At 32.5% G+C, this 22324-nt stretch carries 21 protein-coding genes and 1 tRNA gene; 4 read left to right on the top strand and 18 right to left on the bottom strand.

Annotation, left to right across the window (positions count from 1 at the left end; translation table 11 throughout):
• Positions 1-8: 8 nt before the first annotated feature.
• The 11 genes from E0Z07_RS12580 to porX form a co-directional block, all read right to left on the bottom strand.
• The gene (locus E0Z07_RS12580) at positions 9-1259 is read right to left on the bottom strand and encodes a dihydroorotase (RefSeq protein ID WP_006265178.1); all 1251 of its coding nucleotides are present in this window, start codon (positions 1257-1259) and stop codon (positions 9-11) included.
• 114 nt (positions 1260-1373) lie between these two features.
• Complete coding sequence (locus E0Z07_RS12585) at positions 1374-2129, bottom strand: carboxypeptidase-like regulatory domain-containing protein (RefSeq protein WP_006259061.1); 756 nt, start codon at positions 2127-2129, stop codon at positions 1374-1376.
• Between the two features lie 70 nt (positions 2130-2199).
• A complete protein-coding gene (locus E0Z07_RS12590; protein ID WP_006259059.1) occupies positions 2200-4083 on the bottom strand; it encodes a DEAD/DEAH box helicase in 1884 nt (627 codons plus the stop codon).
• Positions 4084-4585: 502 nt separating this feature from the next.
• The gene (locus E0Z07_RS12595) at positions 4586-5164 is read right to left on the bottom strand and encodes a non-canonical purine NTP diphosphatase (protein ID WP_006259058.1); all 579 of its coding nucleotides are present in this window, start codon (positions 5162-5164) and stop codon (positions 4586-4588) included.
• A gap of 14 nt (positions 5165-5178) precedes the next feature.
• Positions 5179-7281 carry an ATP-dependent DNA helicase RecG gene (gene recG, locus E0Z07_RS12600; protein ID WP_071307353.1) on the bottom strand — a complete coding sequence of 701 codons (2103 nt, stop codon included), beginning with the start codon at positions 7279-7281 and terminating at the stop codon, positions 5179-5181.
• 153 nt (positions 7282-7434) lie between these two features.
• A complete protein-coding gene (locus E0Z07_RS12605; RefSeq protein WP_006265180.1) occupies positions 7435-7842 on the bottom strand; it encodes a DUF4377 domain-containing protein in 408 nt (135 codons plus the stop codon).
• Positions 7843-8339: 497 nt separating this feature from the next.
• Positions 8340-8414: transfer RNA gene (locus tag E0Z07_RS12610), tRNA-Val, on the bottom strand.
• Between the two features lie 60 nt (positions 8415-8474).
• Positions 8475-8849, bottom strand: a complete 375-nt coding sequence (locus E0Z07_RS12615; RefSeq protein ID WP_006259055.1) for a DUF4258 domain-containing protein — start codon at positions 8847-8849, stop codon at positions 8475-8477.
• Positions 8850-8912: 63 nt separating this feature from the next.
• A complete protein-coding gene (locus E0Z07_RS12620; protein WP_006265181.1) occupies positions 8913-10109 on the bottom strand; it encodes an alanine dehydrogenase in 1197 nt (398 codons plus the stop codon).
• Positions 10110-10123: 14 nt separating this feature from the next.
• Positions 10124-10543: a tRNA (adenosine(37)-N6)-threonylcarbamoyltransferase complex ATPase subunit type 1 TsaE gene (gene tsaE, locus E0Z07_RS12625; protein WP_006259052.1), complete on the bottom strand. Its 420-nt coding sequence runs from the start codon at positions 10541-10543 to the stop codon at positions 10124-10126.
• 2 nt (positions 10544-10545) lie between these two features.
• Positions 10546-12102, bottom strand: a complete 1557-nt coding sequence (gene porX / locus E0Z07_RS12630) for a T9SS response regulator signal transducer PorX (RefSeq protein ID WP_006259051.1) — start codon at positions 12100-12102, stop codon at positions 10546-10548.
• Between the two features lie 145 nt (positions 12103-12247).
• Here porX and E0Z07_RS12635 point away from each other — a divergent pair, with 145 nt between their 5' ends.
• The 4 genes from E0Z07_RS12635 (at position 12248) to E0Z07_RS12650 (ending at position 16221) form a co-directional block, all read left to right on the top strand.
• Complete coding sequence (locus tag E0Z07_RS12635; protein WP_006265182.1) at positions 12248-13240, top strand: glycosyltransferase; 993 nt, start codon at positions 12248-12250, stop codon at positions 13238-13240.
• A gap of 10 nt (positions 13241-13250) precedes the next feature.
• Positions 13251-13838, top strand: coding sequence for a dephospho-CoA kinase (coaE, locus tag E0Z07_RS12640; RefSeq protein ID WP_131540817.1), 588 nt, complete (start codon positions 13251-13253; stop codon positions 13836-13838).
• A 144-nt stretch (positions 13839-13982) separates the two neighbouring features.
• On the top strand, positions 13983-15491 hold the full coding sequence (locus E0Z07_RS12645) for a sensor histidine kinase (protein WP_006265184.1): 1509 nt from the start codon (positions 13983-13985) through the stop codon (positions 15489-15491).
• Positions 15492-15498: 7 nt separating this feature from the next.
• Positions 15499-16221, top strand: coding sequence for a response regulator transcription factor (locus tag E0Z07_RS12650; protein WP_006259047.1), 723 nt, complete (start codon positions 15499-15501; stop codon positions 16219-16221).
• 57 nt (positions 16222-16278) lie between these two features.
• Here E0Z07_RS12650 and E0Z07_RS12655 read toward each other — a convergent pair whose 3' ends face one another.
• The 7 genes from E0Z07_RS12655 to E0Z07_RS12685 all read right to left on the bottom strand — a co-directional run bounded on the left by E0Z07_RS12655 (position 16279) and on the right by E0Z07_RS12685 (position 22310).
• Positions 16279-17220, bottom strand: a complete 942-nt coding sequence (locus E0Z07_RS12655) for a LysR family transcriptional regulator (protein WP_006259046.1) — start codon at positions 17218-17220, stop codon at positions 16279-16281.
• A gap of 51 nt (positions 17221-17271) precedes the next feature.
• A complete protein-coding gene (locus tag E0Z07_RS12660) occupies positions 17272-17874 on the bottom strand; it encodes a hypothetical protein (protein ID WP_006259045.1) in 603 nt (200 codons plus the stop codon).
• 12 nt (positions 17875-17886) lie between these two features.
• Positions 17887-18381, bottom strand: coding sequence for an RNA polymerase sigma factor (locus E0Z07_RS12665; protein WP_006259044.1), 495 nt, complete (start codon positions 18379-18381; stop codon positions 17887-17889).
• 107 nt (positions 18382-18488) lie between these two features.
• Positions 18489-19604 (bottom strand): TlpA disulfide reductase family protein, encoded by a 1116-nt coding sequence (locus E0Z07_RS12670; protein ID WP_006265185.1) that lies wholly within the window; start codon positions 19602-19604, stop codon positions 18489-18491.
• Positions 19605-19740: 136 nt separating this feature from the next.
• The gene (locus tag E0Z07_RS12675; RefSeq protein WP_006261065.1) at positions 19741-20871 is read right to left on the bottom strand and encodes a redoxin domain-containing protein; all 1131 of its coding nucleotides are present in this window, start codon (positions 20869-20871) and stop codon (positions 19741-19743) included.
• 99 nt (positions 20872-20970) lie between these two features.
• Entirely contained in the window at positions 20971-21357 is a 387-nt protein-coding gene (locus E0Z07_RS12680) for a DUF423 domain-containing protein (RefSeq protein WP_006259041.1), read from the bottom strand.
• A gap of 8 nt (positions 21358-21365) precedes the next feature.
• Entirely contained in the window at positions 21366-22310 is a 945-nt protein-coding gene (locus E0Z07_RS12685; protein WP_006259040.1) for a transglutaminase-like domain-containing protein, read from the bottom strand.
• Positions 22311-22324: the final 14 nt, after the last annotated feature.

Genomic DNA, 22324 nt, shown 5'->3' on the forward strand with positions numbered 1-22324 from the left:
TGATTAATTTATTTTAGAGTCTTTTTGTCTCCGTGTACTACTCCGTATACTTCACCATTCATTGGATGGTTTAAGAAAGCAGAGTTTTTAGATTTTGACAAGATGTTTTCTTTTGTAAAACTGTATTCTTTTGTAGGATTAAATAAAGTGATATTTACTTTATTACCTTCTTTGATAGATGGTGTGTCTATTTTAAAGATAGTTCTAGCACTAGTCAATTTATCTACTATAACTTCTAAAGGTAGTACTGTATTCAGTGCAGCAAATGCTGATTCTAAACCAATAGTTCCATTAGAAGCACTGTTGAATTCTAGTTTTTTGTGTTCAATGTCTAGCGGGTTGTGCTCTGAAGTGATACAGTCGATAGTTCCGTCTAGTACTCCATTGATTAAAGCTTGTCTAGTAGCTTCGTCTCTTAGTGGAGGATATACTTTAAAACGAGTATCGAAGTCTGCTAGTTTTTCATCTGTCATCGTTAATAAATGAACAGCAGTACTACAGGTAACGTTTAATCCTTTTTGTTTTGCTTCTTTGATTAACTCTACAGATTTTGCAGTTGATATTGTTGGGAAGTGTACTTTTCCTCCAGTATATTCTAATAAAAATAGATTACGTGCTATTTGTAACTCTTCTGCCAGTGTAGGGATTCCTTTTAAGCCTAGTTTAGTGCTTTCTACGCCTTCATTAGCTACTCCTTTACCTTTGATGCTATTATCTTGTGAAAAGGCGATAATTAGCCCGTCAAAGTCTTGCACATATTGCAGAGCAATTTTTAGTATATTGGCGTTTTGAATAGGTTTTTTGTAATCACCAAAAGCAATAGCTCCTGCATTTTTCATGTCAAATAACTCTGCCAGGTCTGTTCCTTCTGATTTTACAGTAAGTGCTCCAATAGGAAATACCTCTGTGGTCTGTCCAAAAGCTTTTTGTTTAATAAAACTTACTATACTTTGTGAATCAGTGATAGGGTATGTGTTAGGTTCAACTGCGATCTGTGTAAATCCACTTTTAGCAGCTACTTCTAAACCGTGAGCGATATTCTCTCTTTCTTCAAATCCTGGCTCTCCTAAACAAACAGAACTGTCAAACCAACCTTGAGAAACGTGTAGGTTATCATACTTGATTTGTTCGAATTGGTCATTTTCTATTTGATTAGCGATTTTAGTAATAAGGCCATTCTCGACTTGAATGTCAACTGTCTGGTTGTGAAATGGGCTAGTAGGATCGATTACTTTTGCAGCTTTTAAAATGATATTCATTTTCTGTGAAGTAGTTTTTAATTAGTGATGTGTTGTTATTTGTACAAAAATAGGTTTTATTTCTATTTTATCATATTTACAATTCGTGAAAAAAGAGCAAAAAAAATACATCCCTTAATTGGATGCATTTTTCTTTTTTGAAGCTAATAGCTTAGAATTATCATAGCAATCATTTAATGCTTGATAAATCTGGAAGTCTGTAGCGGTATAGATAAATTTATCAGTGTAATTACAGTTTTGAAGAGACTTTACGATATCCTCTCTTGTGATTTCTAATAAGCCACAAACAATCTCTCTGTCATATCTGGTCTGCATTAAAGCAATCATGTTCTGATCTTCTTTAATAGCTTCGATTTTCTTAAGTTTTTTATCTTTTCCTTTAAATAGGTTGTACACAGCATCAACAGGGCTAAAGAAAGTACCCATAGCCGTACCATAATAAGGAGTTTTATTTTGTCTATAGAAGTCAAACTGCATTTTTTCGTTTAATTCAATTAGTTTGGTATCCACTTCTAAGTACCCAGTTAAGTCAAATTTCTTAATAAGAATTTCGTCTAGTTCTATTGTGTTTTCTGTAAAGTAAATCTTTAGATTCTCGTTGTTTAACCAATCGTTGGTTACTTTAAGTTTAATAGGGATATAGCCAGGGTAGGATAGGTGTATAGAATCATTAAGATTGGCTTCTACTGTGAAAGAACCATCTCTCTTACTGATTGTACCTTTGACTTGGCTAATATTGATGACATTCACATCATCTACTGGCAAAAATGATTTGTCATTTAAAATAGTTCCTTTAACACTAGTGCGATCTTGAGCCGCTACAGTTAAAACAGAAAGTATTATAAATAAAAAAACTGTAAAATTTCTCATACTTTTTAAGATTGCCTAAAAGTAAAAGATATTTTACAGTTTTGTATGCTATTTTAAAAAAATTAACAAATTAGTTTCTTCTAGTTCTTCTAGATGAATCTCCTTCGCTACTTCTTCTAGATCCGCGTTCGTTACGAGGAGCTCTTTCTGATGATCTGTCTGATCTTCTTTCTCCACGTCCTTCAGATGATGATCTATCCGATCTTCTCTCTCCGCCTCTGAATCCTCCTTCAGATGATCTATTAGATGATCTTCTTTCACCACCTCTAAATCCACCTTCAGATCTTCTTTCTCCACCTCTGAATCCTCCTTTACGGTTGTTATGGTCACGGCGTCCACCGTTTCTACCACCATCATTGTTAGAGATTTCAACATTCACACGGCGTCCTTGGTATTCAAGACCGTTTAATGTTTCCATTACTTTTTCAGCGTGTTCAGCTTCAGTATTGAAGAATGAGAAACCATCTTTTACATCAACTTTGAATAAGTCATCACGACCTAACTCTAAAGTATCACGTAAGAAATCTTTTAACGTCATCCAGTCTAGGTTATCTTTAGCACCTAAGTTAACGAAGAAACGTACTGCTCCATCTGTAGGAACTTCTTTAGAATTGTTTCTTCCAGCAGATACACTAGATAAGCTGTTAGAAGCTTTTTGGTAGTATTCTAAGAATCTATTAAACTCAACAGAAACTACTTTTTTAATGATTTCTTCTTTGTCGAAGTCTTTTAATAACTCAGTAATTGCAGGTAAATAAGCTTCAATCTCTGTGTTAACTTCTACTTCTTTAATTCTATTGGCTAAGTGGAATAATTGAATTTCACAAATCTCAATTCCAGATGGAACTGGTTTCTCTTCAAATTTAGTTTTGATGATTCTTTCGATTTGTTGAATTTTTCTTAATTCACTTTTCGTTACGATAACCATAGAAGTACCAGATTTACCAGCACGTCCTGTACGTCCACTACGGTGAGTATACGTTTCGATTTCGTCAGGTAATTGGTAGTTTACTACGTGAGTAATGTCATCTACGTCGATACCACGAGCAGCAACGTCAGTAGCTACAAGCATTTGTATCTGTTTACCACGGAATGATTTCATTACTGCGTCACGTTGAGCTTGAGATAAGTCTCCGTGTAATGCAGCAGCGTTGTATCCATCCTCGATAAGTTTTTCAGCAATAGATTGCGTATCTCTCTTCGTTCTACAGAACACTACAGAGAAAATATCTGGATTGGCATCTGCTAAACGTTTAAGCGCTGGGTAGCGATCTCTAGCAGATACTAAATAAAATTCATGACTTACATTAGTGTTACCTTGGTTTTTATGACCTACAGTAATTTCTTCTGGAGTTTTCATGAATTCTCTTGCGATGCGCGCAACCTCTTGCGGCATAGTAGCAGAGAATAACCATGTGTTTTTTTCTTTTGGAGTATCCGCTAAAATAGACGTGATATCCTCATAGAATCCCATGTTAAGCATTTCATCTGCTTCATCTAGGATACAGTAATTAATGTTTTTAATGTTAACCATACCACGGTTAATCATGTCTTGCATTCTACCAGGAGTAGCGACGATAATTTGTGCTCCACGTTTTACGTCTTTAGCCTGTTCTGTAATGCTAGCCCCTCCATAAACAGCTACTGAATGAAGTCCTTTTACATACTTCGAGTACTGTTTGATTTCGTTTGCGATTTGCAAACATAACTCTCTAGTCGGCGATAAGATAAGACCTTGTGTATTCTTATTAGAAACGTCTATCTTCTGAATCAAAGGAAAACCAAAAGCTGCGGTTTTCCCAGTCCCCGTTTGGGCTAACGCAACAATGTCGGTATCTTTCTCTAATAGTAATGGAATCGCCTTTTGCTGGATCTCTGATGGATTTTCAAATCCCATATCCTTGATCGCAGATAAAAGAGATTCATTTAATCCTAATTGTTCGAAATTGTTCATATAAATATTAAAATAGCCGCAAATATACTACTATTCAAATTATAATTGTAGTTATTGCAGGTTTATTATTCGAAAATAATTTAAACGCTTGTTTTGAGCGTTTTTTTTAAAGATAATGTAATGATATATCTTCCTTTATATAATTTTTATTTTGCTTAAAAGTGTCTATATCATGTGTGTTGTGTAATGATAAGTACTTTTTATACACTTTATATATCTTTCTTTTATTTAACATATACCGAGACAGCCTCAGTCTAGTTTTATGGTATTTAATTCACTTTATTCTTAATAAGTCATTCAGACATAGCGAAAAGTATGCCGAAAAGTTCAAGATATGCAAAAAAGTGGGGAGTAGTAGATAAGAAAAGTAAGTATTTATGTTTTGAGAAATAAGAGAAATATCAAAGATTCTAATGAAGGATAGGGGAGTAACTAAAAATATGCTCTGAAATGGTGTATAAACCATAAAGAGCATATTTAGATAAATTTTATTCTCCTGCTGCTATGATTTTTTTAATAAAAAGTCAACTAACTGACGAACTGCTTTTCCTCTATGGCTAATACCGTTTTTTGCATTGATATCGATTTCAGCAAAAGATTGGTTCATTCCATCTGCTACGAAGATTGGATCATAACCGAATCCTTCTGTACCTTGTCTCTCTCTTAATAGCTGACCATCTATAATACCAGTAAAGTAATACGTTTCTGTATGTAGGTTTAGGCAAATTACTGTTTTAAAGTTAGCTTTTCTGTTATCTTCTTTTTGAAGTACCTCAAGCAATTTATCTATATTGTCATTGTCATTTTTTTGTTCTCCTGCATAACGAGCTGAGTATACTCCTGGTGCACCGTTTAAAGCATCTACTTCTAATCCTGAATCATCAGCAAAACAGTCATATCCATAATGTCTTTTGACAAAATCAGCTTTTAGTTTAGCGTTGCCTTCTATAGTATCAGCTGTCTCAGGAATGTCGATATTACATCCAATATCTTCTAAACTTAAGATTTCAATTGTATCAGGTAATTGATTTCTAATTTCTTTAATCTTGTTTTTGTTGTTTGATGCGAAAACTAATTTCATAAGTGTTGTGTGTTTTAGCTTATATAGTTCCAGATAGTGGTTTTACTATTTAGAATGTTTAATTTATTTTTGATTCTTTGGTTTTCAGGTTCTTCTAGTGTAGGGTCTTCTTTTAACAGCTGTACAGCATGATGTCTTGCATAAAGCATAATCTCTTGATCCTTGACAATATCAGCTATTTTTAAAGGAAGGGTACCACTCTGTTGAGTTCCCATAATATCACCTGGGCCACGCAATTTTAAATCTACTTCTGAGATTTCGAAACCATCATTAGTACGACACATCGTTTCCATTCTGATCTTAGAGTCATTACTTAGCTTATCTCCTGTCATTAGGATACAATAACTCTGTTCTGCTCCACGACCTACACGTCCTCTAAGCTGATGTAGTTGTGATAATCCAAAGCGCTCTGCACTTTCGATAATCATAACGGATGCATTAGGCACATTCACTCCAACCTCAATCACAGTAGTGGCTACCATAATATTTGTCTCTCCTTTAATGAATCTGTCCATCTCTCTATCCTTTTCTGCAGGAGTCATCTGTCCATGAACAATGCTGACACTGTATTCTGGTAAAGGGAAGTCTCGTGATATGGCTTCATATCCTTCCATTAGGTTTTTATAGTCTAATGTTTCGCTTTCATCTATTAAGGGATAGACGATATAAACTTGCCTTCCTTTGGCAATTTCTGTTTTTAAGAAGTGCCATACAGCTAAGCGTTTACCTTCGAAGTAATGATTAGTTTGTATTGGTTTACGCCCTGGTGGAAGTTCATCAATAACAGAAATATCTAAGTCTCCATATAAACTCATAGCTAATGTACGAGGTATCGGTGTAGCAGTCATGACCAACACGTGGGGAGGTAATTCATTTTTATGCCATAGTTTAGATCGCTGTTCTACTCCGAATCGGTGTTGTTCATCAATGATAGCTAAACCTAGATTTTTAAAGATAACTTTATCTTCAAATAAGGCGTGTGTACCGATAAGTATATGTAGCTCTCCAGAAGCTAATTCTTCGTGCAATACACGTCTCTCAGCCGTTTTAGTAGATCCTGTAAGTAATTTTATCTTTAGCCCTAAAGGTTCTCCTAGTTCTTTAATCCCGACATAATGTTGGGTTGCTAAAATTTCTGTAGGAGCTACGATACACGCTTGGAATCCGTTGTCTAATGCTAGAAGACAACTCATAAAAGCAACTATTGTTTTTCCAGATCCCACATCTCCTTGTAAGAGACGATTCATTTGTGCTGGAGCACCTAAATCATTCCTGATTTCTTTCAAAACTCGTTTTTGAGCTCCAGTAAGAGGGAAGGGGAGGTGTTCGCTATAAAAAGTATTAAAGTAATCGCCTACTTTCTCAAAAGGGTATCCTTTAATTTTGTCTTTTCGTGCTATGTTTTTAATCAATAACTGTAATTGAACATAGAATAATTCTTCAAACTTTAATCTAAACTGAGCCTTATTCAACATATCCATATTCTTAGGAAAGTGAATATTAATTAAGGCTTCTTGCATCGAAATCAAGTTGAGTTTTCTCTTGAATTCATCAGATAAGGTATCCATAAAGAGAGGATGTGTCTCTTTGACAAGTTGCATCATCATCTTGATGATAGACTTATTAGATATTCTTGCTCCGAATTTTTCAGTAGAAGGATAGACAGCTTGCATTGCGTTAGCAATGTTTTTCTGATGTTCTTCTAATAAATCTAGTTCAGGGTGCGGCATAGAGAAGGTATTGTTAAAGCTATTAAGCTTTCCAAATGCCACATAAGGAGTATTTAGTTTTAAATTTTCTTGTATCCATTTGTATCCTTGAAACCAAACTAATTCTATTTGTCCTGTACCATCTGTAAAGGTTGCGACAAGGCGTTTTCCTCGTTTTTGTTCTACAGTTTTGATATGGATAATTTTACCGACTATCTGAACTTCACTATTGTTATTATAAAGTTCATTTATTTTATAATACTGTGTTCTGTCGATATATCTGTTTGGGTATAGGTGTAGTAAATCTCTATAGGTGAATATACCTAGTTCGCGTTTAAATAAGTCAGCGCGCTGTGGACCAACTCCTTTAAGGTATTCTATAGGTGTATCAAGTAGATTCTTAGACATATTATTCAAATAAATACACGGCTAAGATACGAATTAGAAGCCCTTCGGACAATTAAGAGTAAATATTTAAGGGGAATTGCTATAGATTTTAGCGGAAGCTAAGATTGTACTTAGGTTAAAAGAATAAAAAAGCGAGCCTAAGCTCGCTAGATATTATTTTTTAGTTTTAGAAATTTCTTTTACTAGAATGTATTTGATAGAAGATGCATCAGCTGGTGGGTTTTCTATTTTTTCACGTTTTACTTCGATTACATATTCATATCCTTCTTCATAGTTAAATCCTTCGATTCCTCCATACATATTTAACCATTCGTCAGAACCTTCTTCTTTGTACTGCATACATTTCATTGGTGCTACACCTGTACAATCTACTAGTTTAGAAGCGATCGTATAAGTTACGTTACCTAATTCTTCTTTAGGTGTTGCTTCGGTAGACTCAGTAGGAGTTGTAGTTTGTTCTGTTGGCTCTACTGCAGGAGCTGTAGTTCCTGATTCTCCATCTTTTTTGCAAGAGGTAAATGATAAACCTACAACAGCAGCTAATAATAAAATCTTTTTCATGATAAATGCTTTTTATTTATATCAAATGTACAAAAAATATTTTTTTTGAAGTAAAGTACTCAGAATAATTAAGTTTTAACGATAGTTCGATTAAAAGATTCTAAACATTATTGTGTGATGGAACTGTATTAGAGCAATATAAATATGTGCGAGTAGATTAAAGTAGCAACAGGAGTTAAAATTTTTAAATGAATGTATGAGTTTTGCTTTTGCCACTTATGAATAAAAGAAGAGCGCTTAGCTTGCAGTTCCTTGCGGATTCCTTGGAGATTCCTTGAGGTTTTCTTGCCTAGAGAGCCTTTTTGTCGAAGAAAGGTGCAAGAAACCCTCAAGCAATCCCCTAGAAGGTCAGAACAAAACGACTCTTGGTTTATGAATAGACGCTGTGGAGAAATAGATTTTCTGCGTACTTAGTTTAGAAAGATGAATCTTGGAATGTAATATAAAGAGTAGGAGATGGTATAAAAAAAGCCTCACTAAAAGTGAAGCTTATAAAGTGGGCGATGAGGGATTCGAACCCCCGACCCCCTCGGTGTAAACGAGGTGCTCTGAACCAACTGAGCTAATCGCCCGAAATAGGATTGCAAATATAAAGATGTTTTTAAATAATGCAATGCCTAATGTGAAATATTTTACATTTTTTCAATATCGTAAAGTACAATCTTATCTGTATAGTTTATGACTTTGATTAATATATTTTCATTTTGTTCATTTCTGCCTATAATGACATAAAGTTTACCTTTCTCAAAGTCAATATTACTTTCTGAAAAGTTCACATCTCCATATTGTAGAGATTTACGGATGTCATCGTTAGATACCCAACCTTCTTTAAACTTAGCTTCTACTGTCTTTGAATAAGTAACTGGTTTACTTCTCAAATCTTTTAAAACCCTACAATTAGGTAAATAACAAAATTCTGTTTTCTTCTCACCGAAGAAATAAAATAAGAACATTCCTCCTATAAGTAACCCAAATAAATAGTATGCTAAACGCTGTGTAAACTTCATTTCTTAAAAAATTTACACAAAAGTAGCAATTCAATACAGTAAAACTAAAGATTTATAAAATATTTAAAAGGCGAAAAGGTGAATGTCTTTATAATCAAGGTTAAACCATTCCGCAACATTTCGATTGGTAACTAATCCTTTATAACTATATATGCCAGATTTAATGACGCTTTCACAGTTAACAGTACCGTCTAAATCACCACAATCTGTGTATTCTAATAATAAAGGTGTGATAATATTGCTAAGGGCCATGGATGCTGTTCTACTATATCTAGAAGTGATATTTGGTACTCCATAGTGTATCACACCGCCTTTTATGATGGTAGGGTGATCATGGGTAGTTAATTCGGATGTTTCGAAACACCCTCCTGTATCAATAGATACATCTATAATTACAGCACCATTTTTCATATTATCTACCATAGACTCACTTACTACTATAGGTGCTCGATTCTTACCTCGTATTGCACCGATAGCAACATCACATCTCATTAGAGCTTTGTGTAATATTTTTTCTTGGATCGTAGAAGTAGAGATACGCTGTGATAAATTATTTTGAAGTCTGCGCAACTTTTGAATAGAGTTGTCAAAGACTTTTACGTTAGCTCCCATACCTAAAGCGGTTCTCGCTGCGTTTTCGGCTACTAGACCAGCTCCTAATATGACTACTTCTGTAGGAACAACTCCTGCAATATTCCCAAATAATAATCCTTTACCATTATTGGTTGTGGTCATTAGTTCTGATGCAATTAGGATAGACGCAGTCCCTGCGATTTCACTTAATGCACTAACAGCAGGGTAGGTGCCGTTCTCGTCATGAATAAAATCAAAACCAATAGCAGATATTTTTTTCTTAGATATCGTTTCGAAATATTGTCTAGTTAGTGTTTTTAATTGGATAGTAGACCATACAACTGTGTATGGTGCCATTAGTTTTACTTCTTCTAGAGTAGGTGGAGCAACTTTAACAATGACAGGACAACTAAAAATTTTCTTTGTATCACTAGTAAGTTCGGCTCCTGCTTTGCTATAATCTAAATCAGAATAGTTAGCGGCTTCTCCTGCTCCTTTTTCAATAAGCACACGATGCCCATAGGTGCTTAAAGTCTGTACTGCTTCTGGAGTGATACAGATTCTTTTCTCTATCAGGGTATTTTCTTTAGGAACTCCTATAAAAAGTTCACTTTTCTTGCGCTCTACCATCAGACATTCCTCTTGCGGAATTAAGTCTTTCATTGAAAAAGGAGTTAAGGTTGCCATTCTGTTTCTGTTTATTAATTATTATTCAAAATCAGTTTTCTATCACCATTTTCTAAAATAGAAATTTCTATTGTAGCATGTTCGTCAGGAATAATATGAGGAGTCTTTTCGGGCCATTCGATAAAGCACCAATGATTAGAATCTAAATATTCGTCCATTCCCATATCATAAGCTTCTTCTTCTGAGTTTAAACGATATAAGTCAAAGTGATATACTCTGTCTTTAGAAGTTGTAGAATGATACTCATTCACAATAGAAAAAGTAGGACTACTCGTCATGTCTTCTACACCTAGCTGTTTGCTTATTTCTTTAATAAGTGTGGTTTTTCCTGCCCCCATTTGTGCATCAAATAATACGATGCGATGTTTTAACTTACTTAATATATCAGTAGCTACTTCTTGAATTTGATTTAAAGAAAAAACTATCTCAGTCATTGTTATACTTTTGGATTTAATACTATAAATGGAACGATCATTTCTTCTAAAGAAATACCTCCATGCTGGTAAGTGTTTCTAAAATAAGCTGCATAATAATTGAAATTATTCTGATATGCTAAGAAGAAATCATTCTTTGCAAAAATAAATGAACTACTTACATTAATGTTAGGTAATTGAACTTTTTTTGGATCTTTAACATGATAGACATCTTTAGCCTCAAAGGTCAAGCTCTTACCTGTTTTATATCTAAGGTTTAAACTAGTGTTTTTGTCTCCAATAACTTTAGAAGGATTTTTACAGTTAATTGTACCATGATCTGTTGTAATGATTAACTTATATCCAAGTGCCTGTGCTTGTTGAATTATTTCAAACAAAGGAGAGTTTCTGAACCAACTAACAGTAAGTGAACGGTATGCTTTATCGTTAGAAGCTAATTCTTTAATTACTTCCATTTCAGTTTTAGCATGAGATAGCATGTCCACAAAATTGTATACTATTGTGATTAGTTTATTGTCTTTTAAAGCCTTGAAATTATCAGCTAATTTTCTTCCTTCTTTTAGATTGGTGATTTTGTGGTATTCATTCTTAATATTTAATCTCAATCTTTGTAATTGATGTTGTAGGAATTCATTCTCAAACAAATTCTTTCCTCCTTCATCCGTATCATTCTTCCAATATTGTGGAAGTTGTTCAGACATTTCTAGAGGTGTCATTCCTGAAAATATAGCATTTCTAGCATACTGTGTAGCAGTAGGTAAAATAGAGAAGAAGCTGTTCTCGCTCTCTACTTTATAGTGATTTGTTACGATTGCTTCGAATGCTCTCCATTGATCATACCTTAAGTTGTCAATAACAATAAAAAGTAATTTAGAATCTTCTTTCTTTAATTCAGGAGCAACCCATTTTCTGAATATTTGATGAGAGAAAACAGGACTGTCTTCAGGATCATTAATCCAGCTCTCATAATTTTTTTCTACGAATTTGCCAAACAAACTATTAGCTTCAGTTTTCTGAGAGTCTAGTATATTGAATAGGTTTTGATCTTCAATGTTTTCTAACTTCTGTTCCCAATAAAGCAATTTTCTATAAATAGAGATCCAATCTTCATAATCTCTAGCTTGCATTAGATCCATTGAGATGTTTCTAAATTCTTTTTGGTAACTAAGAGAAGATTTCTCGGAGATTAGACGAGAGTCATCTAGGTTTTTCTTTAGTGAAAGTAGGATTTGGTTAGGATTAACAGGTTTGATTAAGTAATCAGATATTTTAGCACCAATTGCTTCTTCCATGATATACTCTTCTTCACTTTTAGTAATCATGATAATCGGAGTATTGCTTTTGATGGTTTTAATTTCATTTAAAGTCTCAAGACCAGAAAGTCCAGGCATATTCTCATCTAAGAAAACAATGTCGTATTGGTTCTCTTTAAATAAATCTATAGCATCTTGTCCATTAGTACAAGTAGTTACGATATAGTCTTTTTTTTCTAAAAATAGGATATGAGGTTTTAATAAATCCACTTCATCATCCACCCATAATATATGAATTTTGTTCATTGTAGTTGTTTTAGTACCTCTAAGAATATTATTAATTATAATAAAAAGAGATTTTAGATTAAAATAGTATTGATAAATATAGGAATGAATTTCCGTATTACAATAGTTAACGATATTTTTGTGATTGTATTATAAAAAATTATAAATGTATTTTTCGTTCATTATTCCTGTTTACAATCGACCAGACGAGGTGGATGAGTTATTGGAGAGTTTGACAAAGCAAACATATAAGGAGGCTTTTGAAGTGGTAATTGTAGAGGATGGGTCTAAAGAAGATTCGCGTGCTGTTGTTAGTAAGTATGAGGATAGACTAGAGATATCTTATTATTATAAAGCGAATTCTGGGCCAGGGGCTTCGCGCAATTATGGCATGGAACGAGCAAAGGGAGAGTACTTTATTGTATTAGACTCCGATTGTATTATTCCACAAGAGTATTTAACTACAGTGGATCAGTATCTCAAGGAAGAGTATGTGGACTGTTTTGGAGGACCCGATGCGGCATTAGCGAGTTTTAGCGATGTACAGAAAGCAATAAATTATTCTATGACCTCTGTTCTAACTACAGGTGGAATAAGAGGAGCTAGTGAACGTATAGGAAAGTTTCAGCCGAGAAGTTTTAATATGGGAATTTCAAAAAAAGCTTTTTTAGCTAGTGGTGGTTTTGGTAAAATACACCCTGGAGAAGACCCTGATTTGACAATTAGGTTATGGAAGTTAGGATTCGATACTCAGTTGTTTAGTAAGGCCTATGTTTATCACAAAAGGAGAATTGATTGGAATAAATTTTTTATTCAGGTCAATAAGTTTGGAAAGGCACGTCCGATATTAAACCAACGTTATCCTGAAACGTCAAAGATAACATATTGGTTTCCAGCTTTATTTATGGCAGGCTTATTGTTAAGTATTATAATGACATATTATACATTTGTTTTTATTTTATGTTATATCTTTTATTTTTTGCTTGTTTTTTTAGGTTGTTTAATAAAAGAGAAGAATTTTAAGATAAGTTTATTAGCACTTGTGGCAATTTTTATACAATTTTACGGCTACGGTATAGGCTTTGTGAAATCTAGTTATATTTTATTTGTAAAAAGACAAGAAGCAGAAGTCGGAATGCCAGAAATGTTTTTTAAATAATATATAAGGTATGGCACTTATAGTTGGACTAACTGGAGGAATAGGCAGTGGAAAGACCACTGTAGCTAATATGTTTGAAGAAGAGGGGATTCCTATTTATATAGCAGATGAAAGAGCTAAACAGATTATGGATCGGGCTGATGTAGTGGAAGCAGTACAATCTATCTTTAAAGAAAACGTTAAGATAGGAGAAGTGTTAGATCGCAAAAAAATAAGAGAAATTGTTTTTGATAATAAAGAATTACTAAATCAATTAAATCGAATTGTACACCCAGAGGTTAAGAAGGATTTTGAGCGTTGGAAGGAGGAAAATGACGCTTTTCCGTTTGTAATTAAGGAGAGTGCAGTTCTTTTTGAAAATAATTTGAATAAACAATGTGATTTAGTTATCTTAGTTACAGCTCCTGAGGAAGTACGCTTAGCCCGTGTAATGGCAAGGGATGGAGTATCTTTAGATAACGTAGAAAGTATTATGAGGAACCAATTGAAAGATTCTGACAAAATACCGTTTAGTGATTATGTTATTACTAATATTAATAAAGATTTGGTAAAAAAAGAGGTGGAAATGATAATTAATGATATAATAATCAAAATTTAAACAATTACCATTGTTAATTTTATGTTAATCGCCGTGTAGAGTATTTTTTTTAATGTTAATTTTGAAAAAATAATGAGTAAGGTCAAATTTCGACTTTTAGTAGGGATAATGAGTTTTTCTCTTATAGGAATAATCATTGTTCAAATGTATTGGATAGTTAGCTCTTATAGAAATAATGAAGAGCAGTTTAAGTATCATGTACAACAAGTATTAGGAAATGTAGGTAGTGGACTACAACAAAATGAAGCTACGGAGTTTTATAGAATGTATAATCAACTTAAAGATAGTATAGGAACGCCACCTAAACAAAGTGAGTTGAAACAATATTACATAGTAGAACGAAATCCTACTACTAATGAACAAATAGTATACTCGAATATTTTAGTTTTAGAAGATTATAATATAAAGAGTTCGTTCTTTGATAAGAAAGCAGATAGTTTAAAAGTCAAGAATTTCGTTTCAAAACGAAAAACAGAGATTTATAAAGGAGATGATTTAGATAGAAGTAGTCTTAAGCAAAATTATCCTGACGAGGTTATAGAGCAATCTGGTAATCTAGATATTTTAGATAAAGCACAATTTGATATTTATTTTAAGGATATTGTAGCTCTAAGAAGTATAGATGAAAGGATTTCTAAAGCTAAATTGAGAGAGATCTTAGAGAAAGAGCTTAAACAATATGGTGTTAATGCTAAGTTTGAATTTGGTATTTATAACAAAGGATTATCAACCAAGATTAAGTCAGAAGATTTTATTTATGAGGAAGGTTCTACTTATGGAGTGCCAATCTTCACAGATAATGAGAATAGAAGTAAATACCAACTGTATATTACTTTCCCAGAAAAGAGTAAGTATTTATTCTCTTCGTTAATAGGGATAACACTATTGTCAATTTTGTTTACGATGGTTATTATCGCAGCATATTTGAATGCGATTAATCAATTGATTAAACAAAAGCAAATATCTGAGATTAAGACAGATTTCATCAACAATATGACTCACGAGTTTAAAACGCCTATAGCAACAATTAATTTAGCTTTAGATGCAATTAAAAACCCAAAGGTTATAAATGATCCAGAAAAAGTTGATCGTTATTTGAAAATGATTCGAGACGAGAATAAAAGAATGCATGCGCAAGTTGAAAATGTTCTTCAAATCTCAAAATTAGAACGACGTGAGTTTAATGTAGACAAAGAAGCAATGGATGTCCATGAAGTGATAGAAAATGCTGTAGATCACGTAGGATTAATTATTCAAGATAGAGGAGGAGAAATAAACTTGAACTTAGATGCTCGTAGAAGTGATGTGTTAGGAAATGATTTTCACTTTACTAGTGTGATAGTAAATATTTTAGATAATGCTATCAAGTACTCTAAGGATGTGCCAATTATAGATGTGTATACTGAAAATGTAAAAGATTTTATCTTAATCAAAATTCAGGATCACGGTGTAGGAATGAGTAAACAGGCTCAGAAGAGAATCTTCGACAAGTTTTACAGAGAGCACACAGGTGATTTACACAACGTAAAAGGTCATGGTCTAGGACTAGCATATGTTCAACAAATTGTAGAGGTACACAATTCTCAAGTTTATGTTGAGAGTGAAAAAGGAAAAGGAAGTACCTTTATTATAAAAATGCCATTAATAAATTAAATATAACATGGAAACAACAAACAACAAAAAGATTTTATTAGTAGAAGATGATCCGAATTTCGGTGCAATCTTAAAAGATTATTTAGCCATCAATGATTTCGAAGTTACTTTAGCTAAGAATGGAATGGAAGGATTCGAAAAATTCAAAAGAGATACTTTTGATTTATGTATCCTAGATGTTATGATGCCTTATAAAGATGGATTTACTCTAGCCAAGGAGATCCGTGATAAAAATAAAGAGGTGCCTATCATTTTCCTTACAGCGAAGTCAATGAAAGAAGATGTATTGAAAGGTTATAAAGTAGGAGCTGATGACTACCTAAACAAGCCATTCGATTCTGAAGTATTATTAATGAAAATCAAAGCGATTATTCATAGAAAATCGTCTGAAGTTAAAACAGATAATACGAAGTTCGAATTCCAAATTGGTAAATTCCATTTAAATTCTAAGTTGAGATTCTTAACTTTTGAAAATGATGAGCCAATTAAATTATCTCCAAAAGAGAATGAATTGTTAAAGATGTTAGCAATTTATGAAAATGATTTAATGCCACGTGAAGTAGCGTTAACTAAGATTTGGAGAGATGACAACTATTTCACTTCTCGTAGTATGGACGTATACATCGCTAAATTAAGAAAGTATCTTAAATTAGACGAAACAGTAGAAATCTTAAACATTCACGGAGAAGGATTTAGACTTGTAGTGAAAGAAAAAGAAGAAAATAATTAATTAAGCCACAAAAAAGGGAAGCATTTGCTTCCCTTTTTTATTTTATATAAGTCAAAGTTATTGATTCTTTTTCGGACTAATAATTTTAACGTCTTGAAATGCTATTGCTCCTCTTATAATACTTAAAATAACCTCATATAAAGCATTAATAATTTGAAGCTTTAATTCGTTGTCTGTATAGATTAAACTAATCTCTCTAGCAGGCTTTGGATCAGCAAACTGTATTAAGTTATTTTTGTCATCTTGATTTAATGAAAGTGTGTGTAGGTATGGTAATAGTGTGTAACCTAGACCTTCTTTAGATAGATTTATTAAAGTTTCAAAACTTCCGCTTTGTAATTTAAAGTTTTTGCTTTCTGCAGTAGATTTGCTGTTACAGATATTGATTATACCATCTCTAAAACAATGTCCATCTTGTAGTAAAAGTAACTTTCTTAGATCTAGGTCTCCTTGATGAAGTTCTGCTCCCATTTCTTGTCTAAAATTTGCAGGAACATATCCTACAAATGGTTCGTAGAATAGAACTCTTTCTTTAATGTCAGACTCTTCTAAGGGAGTAGCAACTATAGCAGCATCCAGATATCCATTGCGAAGTTTCTGAATAATCTCTTCAGTTGTATATTCTTCTATAATTAGGTTGACCTTATTGTACTTATTTAGAAATGTTTTTAGGAACATAGGAAGTAGAGTAGGGGCTATAGTAGGTATCATTCCTAGTTTAAACTCTCCCCCAATAAATCCTTTTTCTAGATCAATAAGATCTTTAATTCGATCTGATTCATTGACAATTTTCTTTGCCTGTTGAATAATAACTTGACCGATAGCCGTAGGCTGAATAGGTTTTGTGCTTCGGTCAAATATTTGTACCTCGAGTTCTTCCTCTAACTTTTGGATTTGCATACTTAATGTAGGCTGTGTAACAAAAGTTTTTTCTGCAGCAAGCGTGAAATTTTTATGTTCTGCTACTGCTAATACATATATTAATTGTGTTATCGTCATTCTTTAAAACCAATATTTTGTCTAAGTTATGCAAAATAAAGGAAAATGTTTTTATTCATAATCTATTTTCTCTAGTTCCGTATAGTTTTTCATTAATCGTTTGATTAATAAACCATAGATTAGACGGTAGTATAACCATAGTAATCCTAAAAATACACCACATATAATAATAACAATCACTGCGCTAATTAAAGCCGTAGGTAAGGTCAACTTATCATCATGTGTCAGAATATCAATCAATATAATAATGAAAGCTATAAAGAAGATAATTAGGTTAGTATAGATATAATAGTTAACTGTCTTTTTTGTCTTTAGAATAGATTCCATTAATAATTTAGTGGAATCAGCTACAGATATTTTTTTATAATTTAAATAGAAAATAGTAATAAATATCACTGATATTCCTAATGATAACCAATCTAAGTTATTGATCATAAAAGCATAGATAGGGCCAATATCATTTCTATTTACGTCTGATCCGAATAAATAACTAAAACCATTTAATACAATAAATTCGATTATACTAATGATAAATATCCACATGACGATAGAAGACGATTTCTTATGTATCATCTTTTGTATCTCTTCAGTAGAGATCTTAGGGAATTTTTGGTCGCTATTCCAGTGTTTTTTTAATAAATCTAACTCCTTCATATTCTATTGCCTCTAGGGATTTAATATCTTTTTAAGTTTGCTTTTTATTCTATTCATTTTTACCCTAGCATTGACTTCACTAATACCTAATGTCTCTGCTATTTCTTCATAATTCTTATCTTCTAAATACATGAATACTAATGCTTTTTCAATATCGTTTAGCTGTTGAAGAGCTTTATACATTAGTTTTAATTGCTCTTCTTCTTGATAATTGTATTCGGAATATTCAAATTTGCAAAATGTACTATCGTAAGGTATGGTGCTTAGTTCTCTTGTTTTTTTACGATATAACGAGATGGCTGTATTTAATGCTACTCTATAAGCCCATGTAGAGAACTTAGAATCTCCTCTAAACTTTGGGTAAGCGTGCCATAGTTGAATAGAGATTTCTTGGAACAAGTCTTTATGAGCTGCTTCATCGACTGTATATAGTCGACAGACTTTGTGGATAAGGTTTTGATTCTTATCCAAAAGAGCAACGAATTCTTGTTCCAAATGTTTGTTCATGCCTATAAGTAGTCTAATGTTACGATTTGTTACAATATTTTTAAAAAATATATTTTTAGTTATAGAGTAATCAGTTTAGGATAATTATTAGAACATGAGCGAAGATATTATTTTCCTAAATATTTAGTAAGTAATTGGTCAAAGTCTACTTCTAAGTGGTTAATATCTATTACAGTTCCATTCTCGTCTAAAACAAATACTGTTGGAATATTTTTAACTCCATATTGTAGTTGAATTTCATAAAGATTATAGATATGAAGCCAATTAAGACCTTCCTTTTGTATACTTTCTATCCATTCCTCTTTATTATCATCTAAGGCAATACTAAAGATGTTCAAGCCTTTATCGTGATACTTTTCATAAATAGATTTTATGGTAGGCAGTGTTTCGTGACATGCAGGACACCACGGAGCCCAGAAGTGAATAATGGTCACTTTACCAAGATTATCGTATAGTGAAATCACTTCTCCATTAGGATCTTTACCTGAGATGTCTAACGCTTTATCTCCAATTTTTACTAAAGTATTGGCAGCAGAATTGTCTAATAGGTTTTTAATAGCTATACCTATATTAGATTGCTTAATATTATCAGCTAGTTGATTATAATATAATTTAGCCTCATTAGTATCTATATTTTTATTGTCTATTCGCTGAAATAAAATTACAGAAGACGTGAATGAATTGCTATGTTGAGTTAGTTGATTTGTGATAATGTCATTAATGTCTTTTACATAGACTTTAAATTCATTTGATAACCTTTCAAGAACTTCTCTGTTATTATCTTTTATAGCTTGTGTTAAGATATCTTGATTCGTATCTCTATACGCATTAGCTTCTTTCTGTACTCTTTTTATATTATTGTGAAAAGCATTTAATTCATTATTGTTTTTTGTACCAATAGCAGAGGTGCTTAGATCATCATTATAGTCATATTGAAAATTAATAATACCATTTTCTAAAACTACTAATTCCGTAACGTTTTCAGATAACTCTAATAGTGCATAAGTAGGGTAAGTTGTGTTACCTTTAAATTCGAATGAGTTGTTTTTTAAACGAACAGAATCTATTGCGTCAAAATTATTAGTTTCAGGATTTAAAACTTTTAAATAGATCATTTCTCCCTCAGAAATGTTTTTTGTTATTCCCTTTATTAGAAAACCTTTATCTTTTATAGTAAAACTCATTAATAGAAAGGCTATAATTACTAAAGGTAGTGTTCTCATTGGATGTATTTTTAATATAATTTGTAAAGATTAAATATAATAAAATATTACTGATTATAACGGAGATATTAGAGTATTAAAAAAGGGTTATAGAAACTTCTATAACCCTTTTATTTTCTATATCTTAAGTAGATATTTATTTGTCTAAGATTTCTTGAACTTTAGCTCTAAGTTTTTTACCTCTTAAGTTTTTAGCGATTACTACACCATTTTCATCTAAAAGGTATGTCGCTGGAATAGCACGTACCTCATAATTTTGAGCGATTGGCTCTTCCCAGAACTTTAAGTTAGAGATTTGATTCCAAGTTAATTTATCTTTAGCAATTGCTTCGATCCATTTTGCTTTATCCTTATCTAAAGAAACACCAATGATGTTTAATCCTTTAGGGTGGTATTCTTCATATAGAGCTACTACATTAGGATTCTCTGTTCTACAAGGACCACACCATGATGCCCAGAAATCAATAATAGTTAATTTACCTAAACTTTCTTTTAAAGAAATTTCTTTTCCTTCTGGAGATGGAGCACTGAAATCAGGAGCTTTGTCACCAATTTTTACTTTAGCATCAGGAATAGCGTCTAATGCTGTTTTAAAAGCTTTTGCTACAGTAGTGTTCTTTAATGTTTCATCAAATTTATTGAATTTTTCAACTAATTCTTCTTTGATGTATTGTCCTGAACCAACTGTTTTTGATAAATAGACTAAAGTAGTTAATGAATTAGCGTTATTATCAATGTAATCTTCTACATACTCATCATACTTTTCTGCTAATGCCATATAACCATTGATAATAGCATCTTTTTTAGCTTGGTCTTGAGCTTCGTTAGCTTGTTTAAAAGCCTCTTGGTTATCACCTTGGTATTGGACTAAAGCTCGCTCTAATTCGTCAACTTTTTTAGTGAATGCTGTATATTCATCATTGTTTTTAGTACCTGTTACGCTACTGTTTTCTGCTTTTTCATTATCGTATTGAACAACGATTTTACCATTTTCTAAAACGAAAGGTAATTTTCCTGGTTCTTTACCAAATGAAAAGAAGTTTTGGTCTAGACTTTCAGCAGCTCCTTTGAAGGTGAATGCATTGTCTTTAATTTCAGTAGAGTCAATAGCTACTGTACTACCAGTTGCAATATCAATTTTCTCAATATATACTTTAGTTCCATCTGTTAGACCTTTAGTTTCACCATTGATTGTATAACCAGTAGCTTCTTTGTTACATGAAGCTAGTACAGCTACAGCTCCAAGTACTGTTAAAATTTTTTTCATCGATTTTGTTTTTTAGTATTAGAAATACAAGTTATAATTGCATTATATGAACAAATATACTTAAAAAACTAGATTAAGCTAAAATCAGCCTAAAAAAGTCTATAAAAGTTTTATGAATTGAATTAACAGCATTATCCAACCAATTACTAAACACACTCCTCCTAAAGGAGTTATAGGGCCAAGTATTTTTATTTTCTTCTTAAATGTAGCACTTAAGGTTAATCCATAAATACTGAAAGAGAATAAGAATACACCAATGATGATGATATTAACTGCTCTTGTGATATGAATATGTGCAGGCATTAATCCTAAGATTAGTAATAGGATAGCGTGGTACATTTGATATTTTACGCCTACTTCAAAGCTCTCTAAGCGCTCGGCAGTCATATGTTTTTTTAGAGCGTGTGCTCCAAAGGCACCAAATATAATAGCTAGTGCGCCATATATTGAGCCTGCTATGAGGGGTGTTGTATTAACTAATTCCATATATTTATTTAATTAAAAGTGAGTTGTCCTAATATTTCTTCTGACATAAACGGTCCGCCAGGGTATCTAGCGGTGTAATCCATGTTTAACCATATTTGACCACGTTCGTCTATGTGATAATGTATCTCTTTACCTTTACTTTCTTCTTTAAAAAGAACTTCTTTAATAAGGTAGATTACCTGTTCTAGATCTCCTTTATTTGGGATTAGTAGTTCAGGATACATATGTTCTTTAGTATGTATCAATCTTGGGGTTGCGCCTATAGCTCTGAGAAGTCCTGCCATTAATACAGAATAGTCATCACAATCTCCTGAGAAATGCTGTAATGATTCTGATGCCGTAGCGATATATTCTCTACCCTTAGGGTCATTTACATAATTCCACTTCGTACGTACCTCTTTAAAAATAGCTAAAGATTGTACTATTTGTCTGTAATGTTGAGTATTTGGAATATTGCTAAAGTGTTTACGTGTAGTTGCTAAAGCATAATTCCTTACTATAGGTTTATCATATTCTATCGCTGGGATTATTTTACTTTTATTAGGAAAAGGGAGTAGCTTAGAAATGATAAGATCTTGCGGTTTAGGATCTTCTGCCATCGCATAGATCATAACTTTATAGTCTTCAAAAACAGCATTATAACCATAACCTCCAAAGAAAGAATTTACAATAAGAACAATCAAATAAATGATAATCAGCATATTCAAGACTAATTTCATCTTTTGAAGTAAGAACTGCAGTATACCTACAATAGATAAAAATAGAATGATACGATCTAGTTGGTATGGCCAGTTCGGGTCATCTATATTTTGATGAATAATAATAAAAATAGGAATAGTGATCAGTACGTTAAGTATAAGTATGATGATATTGTCCCAAGGTTTTGGGACTCTCAAGTACTTAAGCCAACTTTTTTCAGAAACTTTATCCGGTAATTCTGTATTATTACTCATCGTAGTCTAAGGTC

Origin of the sequence: Myroides odoratimimus (assembly GCF_004337635.1) — a bacterium.
In the GTDB taxonomy this organism is placed as follows: domain Bacteria; phylum Bacteroidota; class Bacteroidia; order Flavobacteriales; family Flavobacteriaceae; genus Flavobacterium; species Flavobacterium odoratimimum.